6 protein-coding genes are annotated in these 7,180 nt (G+C 36.4%); all 6 read right to left on the bottom strand.

Going from position 1 to position 7,180, the window contains the following annotated elements; all coding sequences use genetic code 11:
- Positions 1 to 884: ketopantoate reductase family protein (locus ACTTG8_RS09365; RefSeq protein WP_442561850.1), on the bottom strand; the 884-nt coding region annotated here is incomplete at its 3' end.
- Between the two features lie 10 nt (positions 885 to 894).
- Positions 895 to 2,064: an alanine racemase gene (gene alr / locus ACTTG8_RS09360; RefSeq protein ID WP_442561849.1), complete on the bottom strand. Its 1,170-nt coding sequence runs from the start codon at positions 2,062 to 2,064 to the stop codon at positions 895 to 897.
- Positions 2,048 to 3,850 carry an ABC transporter ATP-binding protein gene (locus ACTTG8_RS09355; protein WP_442561848.1) on the bottom strand — a complete coding sequence of 601 codons (1,803 nt, stop codon included), beginning with the start codon at positions 3,848 to 3,850 and terminating at the stop codon, positions 2,048 to 2,050. The genes alr and ACTTG8_RS09355 overlap by 17 nt, the downstream gene beginning before the upstream one ends.
- A gap of 11 nt (positions 3,851 to 3,861) precedes the next feature.
- Positions 3,862 to 5,592, bottom strand: coding sequence for an ABC transporter ATP-binding protein (locus ACTTG8_RS09350; protein WP_442561847.1), 1,731 nt, complete (start codon positions 5,590 to 5,592; stop codon positions 3,862 to 3,864).
- Positions 5,593 to 5,631: 39 nt separating this feature from the next.
- On the bottom strand, positions 5,632 to 6,327 hold the full coding sequence (locus tag ACTTG8_RS09345; RefSeq protein ID WP_442561846.1) for an MgtC/SapB family protein: 696 nt from the start codon (positions 6,325 to 6,327) through the stop codon (positions 5,632 to 5,634).
- A 94-nt stretch (positions 6,328 to 6,421) separates the two neighbouring features.
- On the bottom strand, positions 6,422 to 7,180 hold a 759-nt coding region (gene tsf / locus ACTTG8_RS09340; protein WP_442561845.1), incomplete at its 5' end, for a translation elongation factor Ts.

Here is a 7,180-nt window from a genome sequence, read left to right as displayed (position 1 = left end):
TTAATTGCATGAAATATAAATTCATTATAAGGTGTATCTATACCCATTTCTTTTCCCATTTTTATAATAGCTCCTGCGAACATATCAATCTCTGTATGCCTACCTGCATCAATATCTTGCAAGGTAGAATATCTTGCTCTGTCGTCTATCTTAGCAATAGTCGGAGTCTTTTTACAAAGAGAAAAATCTATACCCTTTGCCTTAGCAATCTCTTCAACTTCTTCTCTCACCTTTCTTCTTAAAAATTTTAAGTGTTCACTATCTCTATATGCACCTATTCCACAGCCTATGATTGCCTGAATCTGATTATCTGCGATGTTTAATCGAAATTTATTCCATATTTCATGTAAAATTACTTCTGATATACTATAATGAATCCCTGTACCTTCAAACAATTCTGAAATAGCCTTTATTCTCTCATCTCCATTAGTCTCATCTTTTTCACCATAAATAATTCCTGCTGTAATTTCCGGTTTAAAACTGACCGAGTTCCCATTTCGTTCTGAACCGACCTTAATGAGAGAATAAATTATATGTTCTTCTCCTATCTCTTTTGCAATAATTTCTTCACTTTCCACACCATTCATCAGACTCATTACGATAGTATTCTCAGACACTATCTTTTTTATATCTGTAAGAGCAGGTATTAGTGAATTATATTTTGTAGCTACAATAAGTAAATCTACTCCCCTCGTTTCTTCAGGAGTTTTAATCACAGGATAATATTCTCTTTCATTTATTATAAAACCATTCTCTTCATACCTTACTTTTCTCTCCCCATCTGCAACAACAAATAGGTCAATGTTGTCTTTTTCCGATAATCCCCATAGCATATATGAACCAACTGCACCTAACCCCAAAATTGCAACTGATTTTATTTTCATATCTTCCTCCTTACATCCGTAACATTAATTCTCTCTCAACTATTTTGCCACCTTCAATATATATCCTATGCACTCTTTTGCTTACTGCACATACAAGTTCATACGGAATAGTTCCTGCCATATCTGCCATATTTTCTATCGGATTATTTTCTCCAAATATCTCTATTTCACTTCCAACATCAATATGTGGCTTGTTTGTAAGATCTATCATGCACATATCCATGCAAATCCTTCCCCTCTGCCTTGCAGAGCCATCTGCCGTCATAAACGAATATTTATTTGACAGACAACGCATAAAACCATCTGCATAGCCATAAGGAACAACTCCCATCCTTGTCTTTTCCGTTGTTGTATATATGCCTCCATAACTGATTTTTGTACCTCTTGGATATATTTTTATAGTACTGACGGTTGTTTTCATAGACATAACAGGTTTAAGTCCAAGCATTTTTGCAAATTCTCCATAACCATACAGCAATAATCCCGGTCTAACCATATCCATATAACTCTCAGGTCTATTTACTGTAGCCCCTGTATTAGCACAGTGATGAAACAAAAATTTCTTTCCTAACTTCTTTTCAACCTCTGAAATCACATCCTTAAAAAGCTGAATCTGGTGAGTTGTATACTCTTTACATTCTTCACCATCTTCATCCGCTACTGCAAAATGAGTAAATATTCCCTCCGCATCCAGATTCGGAAGTTTACATACATTCACTATGCCGTCTACCCCATGCCTAAAATATTCGCCCTCACAAAGATAGCCAAGTCTCGACATTCCTGTATCTACCTTTATGTGAATTTTAAGTATCCCCTTGCATTTAACCGCCTCTGCACTATACTCAAGAGCCTTAGCCTCACAGGTAACAGCCTGAGTTATATTAAAGCAGATAAGCCTATCTACCTGCTCGCTTGGAGTATGTCCGAGTATTAAAATAGGCATAGTTATACCATTAAACCTAAGTTCCATAGCCTCATCTATACTGCTGACTGCAAGATAATCTGCACCAAGTTCCTGCAATTTTGCTCCTACCCTTACAGAACCATGGCCATAAGCATCAGCCTTTACTATTCCTGCAAATTTGATATTTTCTCCTATATGCTTTTTTATTTTTTTATAATTATATTCTATTGCATCTAAATTGATTTCTGCCCAAGTTCTTTTAAGCGTTGATTTCAACTCTTCTCCTTTCTAAGCTACCCACAAACTGACTATTATACATTTCTGCATAAAAACCATTTTTCTCAAGCAATTCCTCATGGTTTCCCTGTTCTATTATCATACCTGACTTCATAACAAGAATGGTATCTGCCTCTTTTATAGTTGAAAGCCTATGTGCCACCACAAAACTTGTTCTACCTTCCATCAGACGGTTAAACGCCTTCTGTATCTTAATTTCAGTTCTTGTATCTATTGACGATGTTGCCTCATCAAGTATTAACATAGGTGGTAAGAGGAGCATAACTCTTGTTATACATAAAAGCTGTATCTGCCCCTTGGAAAGTCCCCCGCCAGCCTCATCTATGACTGTATCATATCCATCCTTAAGTTTCTGTATAAATCCATGAGAATGAGCCGCCCTTGCCGCCTTAATTACCTCATCATAAGTAGCATTAGGCTTACCCATAACTATATTATCTTTTATAGTCCCCTTTCTAAGCCATGTTTCCTGAAGTACCATTCCATATGACTTTCTAAGACTATTTCTTGTAAATTCCCTTATATCAGCATTTTCTACCCTTATTTTTCCACTGTCAACATCATAAAATCTCATAAGCAAGTTAATAAGTGTTGTCTTGCCGCAACCGGTAGGACCTACTATGGCAATCCTCTGCCCTTTTTTTACCTTTAGATTAAACCCCTCTATAAGCCGTTTACCTTTTACATAAGAAAATGATACATCCTCTAATTCTACATTGCCTATATTATTTATTATTTTTTTATCAATCGCATTTGACTTGTCCTCTACAAGTACAGTATCCCCATCTTCGTTTTCAATATCTTCATTTATAAGTTCAAGAAGTCTTCCGGCACAAGCTATCGCATTCTGAAGTTCGGTTATTATCCCTGAAATCTCATTAAAAGGCTTGGTATACTGATTTGCATAAGCCAAAAATGCTGAAAGCCCGCCTACACTTATTCTACCGTTAACAACTTGAAAAGCACCTACAAGTCCCACTAAGGCATATACTATATTATTTACAAATCTAGTGGCAGGGTTAGTAATAGAAGAGAAAAATGTAGCCTTAAGAGAAGCCTTTTCAATCCGCCCATTTATCTCATCAAAAGTTTCTATTACCTTTTCTTCTCTTCCATAAGCCCTCACAACATCAGCTCCACCTATCATTTCATTAATAAAAGAAGTCTGCTCTGCCCTTGTTTCAGACTGTATCTTAAACATATCATAAGTATGTTTTGAAATATATCTCGCCACGAGCAGTGAAAGCGGTGTCAATACCATAACTATAATAGCCGTAAACACATCTATTCTAAACATAAATACAAGTGTTCCAAGAATTGTAGCAATACCTGTAAAACTCTGTGCAAACCCCAGTAAAAGCCCATCTGAAAACTGATCTGCATCTGCGATTACTCTACTAACTATCTCTCCTGTAGAATGTGTATCCAAATAACTAAGAGGCATTTTTTCAAGTCGCCTAAATGCATCATTTCTTATATCTCTCACTACATTATATGCTATTTTATTATTTATTGTAGTCATCCCCCACTGAAAGAGCGAGGTAGTACCTGCAACCAAAACGGATTTTATAATTATATCAAATATTTGGTCAAACTTTGTCTGCCCTCTTCCAACTACAAGATCAATCGCATCACCAAATAAAATCGGCAGATACAGTGTCAAAATCACCGTAATCATTGCCATTATAAGCGATACAAAAAGTAATATTTTATAATTCCCTATATAAGCAAGAACTGCTTTAATTATCTTTTTGTTATCTTTCATATTTACTCCCATTATTTATACTGTGAATTATAAATCTCCCTATAAACCTCGCAAGAATCCAATAACTCTTCGTGCCTTCCTATTCCAACCATTTCTCCCTCATCCATTACTACAATCTTATCTGCTTGCATAATAGATGCGGTACGCTGAGATACTATAAACACCGTAGGCTTGTAGTCAAGTTCACTTACCCTCTTTCTCAGAGCAAGGTCAGTAGCATAATCAAGAGCAGAAGAACTATCATCTAAAATTAGAATTTCAGGTTTACTCACAAGCGCTCTTGCTATGGAAAGTCTTTGTTTCTGCCCACCAGAAAGGTTTCTTCCCTCCTGCTCTATTATAAAATCAAGTCTTTCTGTCTTAGAATTTACCACATCTTCTGCCTGAGCAATCCTTATCGCTCCCATTACTTCTTCATCAGTCGCCTCTTCATTTCCCCACTTTATATTATCCCTTATACTTCCCTTAAAAAGTGAAGTCTTCTGTAAAACCACTGCTACTGTTTGCCTTAATTCCTTAAAGCTATACTCTACAACATTTCTTCCTTTTACTATAACCTCTCCTTTATTTGCATCATAAAACCTCGGAATAAGGCTTATTAGAGAGGTCTTGCCAGAACCTGTACCACCTATTACCCCAATAGTTTCACCTTTCTTCACTGAAAATGTTATATCGTTTAGAGCATTTTCCTCCTTATTAGAAGATATTTTTCCATTATAATTAAGTGACACATTTTTAAATTCAATAATAGCCTCTTCCACATTCTTATTAGAATATATGTTCTTCCCTTCTTTCATATCAGGCTCTATTTCAAGTATACTCTGTACTCTATTGCCACAGGCTACTGAGCGTGTAAGGTTGATAAACATATTAACAAATTTGACCAATTCTACAAGAATCTGAGCCATGTAGTTATAAAGAGCAACTATCTCTCCCTGCGTAAGTATTCCTGCATCAACTCTCACTGCCCCCTTATAAATAAGAACTGCAATACCTATGTTTATAATTACATATGTAAGTGGGTTCATTAAAGAAGAAAACATTCCTACCTTTTTACTTAAATCTGTTAAAAATGAATTTGATTTTTCAAAATCTTCTATCTCTTCATTCTCTTTACAAAATGCTCTGATAACCCTTACTCCTGTAAGATTTTCCCTCGTTTTCCCAAGTACCTCATCAAGCGCCGTCTGTACTTCTTTGTACTTAGGGATGCACCAGAGCATAACGCTAAATACAACTATAGAAAGCACTATTATAGTGACTACAAATATAAAAGCAATCTGTGGGTCTATCCTAAATGCCATAACTACTGCACCAATTACAATAAAAGGTGACCTAAGAAACAGTCTGAGTGTCAGATTTACCCCCGTTTGAATTTGGTTCATGTCACTTGTAAGCCTCGTTATAAGTGTAGCTTTACCAAGCCTGTCTATATCTGAAAATGATAGTTTCTGTATATGCGAAAACACTGTGTGTTTTACCTGTTTAATAAAACCGACACTCGCCTTAGCCGCAAAAAATTGTGCTGTAATCGAAAATGTAAGTCCTACAAAACCAAGTCCCACAAGTACAAGACAGAGCCTTATTATAAGCGACTTATCATTTCCTCCTATACCCTTATCTATTATATATGCCATAACAAGTGGTACTACAAGGTCAAGACAGGCCTCAAACAGCTTAAAAAGAGGACCTAATATACTTTCCATAGTATATTCACGAATATAGATTAGTAATTTTTTCAATATTTATCTCCTGAATTTTAGCCAATTTCCAATGTCAACTCATCCTCTCACAGAAACCACATCTTCCTTCTCCGACAGCCTGTTAATAAGCTCTGTCTTATTGTAACCCGCAGGGAATAATACATCCAATTCCACCTTTAAAAGCTCCTTATCCACCTTTGAAATTTTGATTGATTTTATCTCAATTTTTTCATTCATTATATACTCTTCCAGATTTTTTACACCATTATCAGAATGCTTTAATACAATACGCATATCATCCTGAAAAGCTTCATTTGCCAAAAATCTTACTTTATGAAATACAACCTGCATTATAAGTATCATTACAGTACTTACAGTTGATAAGAAATACTGTCCAGCTCCCATACTCATGCCGACTCCGGCAGTTGCCCATATACCTGCGGCAGTAGTCAGACCACTTACAGAATTATTATTTCTAACAAAGATAATCCCCGCTCCAAGGAATCCGACACCACTAACTATCTGAGATGCCACTCTTGAGGCATCGAACTTATCAATATCAGAAAATCCATACTTGGACACAACCATCATAAGTGCAGCTCCCAAAGCTACTATTGCATGTGTACGCACTCCTGCTAATTTATTTCTGTTCTTTCTTTCAAATCCTATCGCTGCGCCTAAAAGTCCTGCAAACAATATTCTTAGAGCAAACTCTATATGGCACATAACCTGAAATATAAATTGTTGTTGTATAAAAGTAAGTATAATTATCACCTCATCCTTCTTTAATATAGATTACAAAAAATCCCTCCACAAATCAAATAATTTGCAGAGAGATTGTAATTGTTAATATTTTAATTTCTAAATATTAGTTGCCCATCTGAGCTGCTACTTCATCAGCGAAATTCTCGCTCCTCTTTTCAAGACCTTCACCGGTCTCAAAACGAACAAATCCTGTAAGAGCCATAGTTGCTCCGATTTCCTTAGCCACACTATCTATATAACTCTGAACTGTAAAGCTGCTGTCCTTTACATAAACCTGATCTACAAGGCAGATTTCTTTAAGTTCCTTGTTAAGCTGTCCTTTAAGAATATTCTCAAGTACATTTGCAGGCTTACCTGAAAGCTTAGGATCATTAGCTGCCTGAGCCTTAAGGATTTCCATTTCGTGATCAAGATATTCTTTAGAAACCTCATCTCTATTAAGGTATGTAGGACGCATAGCTGCTATCTGCATAGCTACATTTCTAGCTGCTTCCTTAGCTGCATCATTTACTACTGTAGTCTTAAGAGCTACAAGTACACCGATTCTGCTGCCATGAATGTAAGACTCAACCAAGCCCTCAGCCTCAGCAAGCTTACCGAATCTTCTAATGTTCATATTCTCGCCGATAACTGCTATCTGCTCTGTAAGAGCTGTCTTTATAGACTTACCTGCTTCAAACTCTTCCTCAAGGAAAGCATCTATATCAGCTGCAGATGTAGTAAGAGCCTTAGCTGCTACCTCACTTGCAAATGTTGTAAATTTCTCATTCTTAGCAACGAAGTCTGTCTCAGAGTTAACTTCCACAACTGCAGCACTCTTGCCATCTGCTGCCACTGCTGCCACACAAACACCTTCTGCTGC

The sequence above is a fragment of the Catonella sp. genome, assembly GCF_052173895.1.
GTDB lineage: Bacteria > Bacillota > Clostridia > Lachnospirales > Lachnospiraceae > Catonella.
This window is presented reverse-complemented; position numbering and strand designations above follow the sequence as displayed.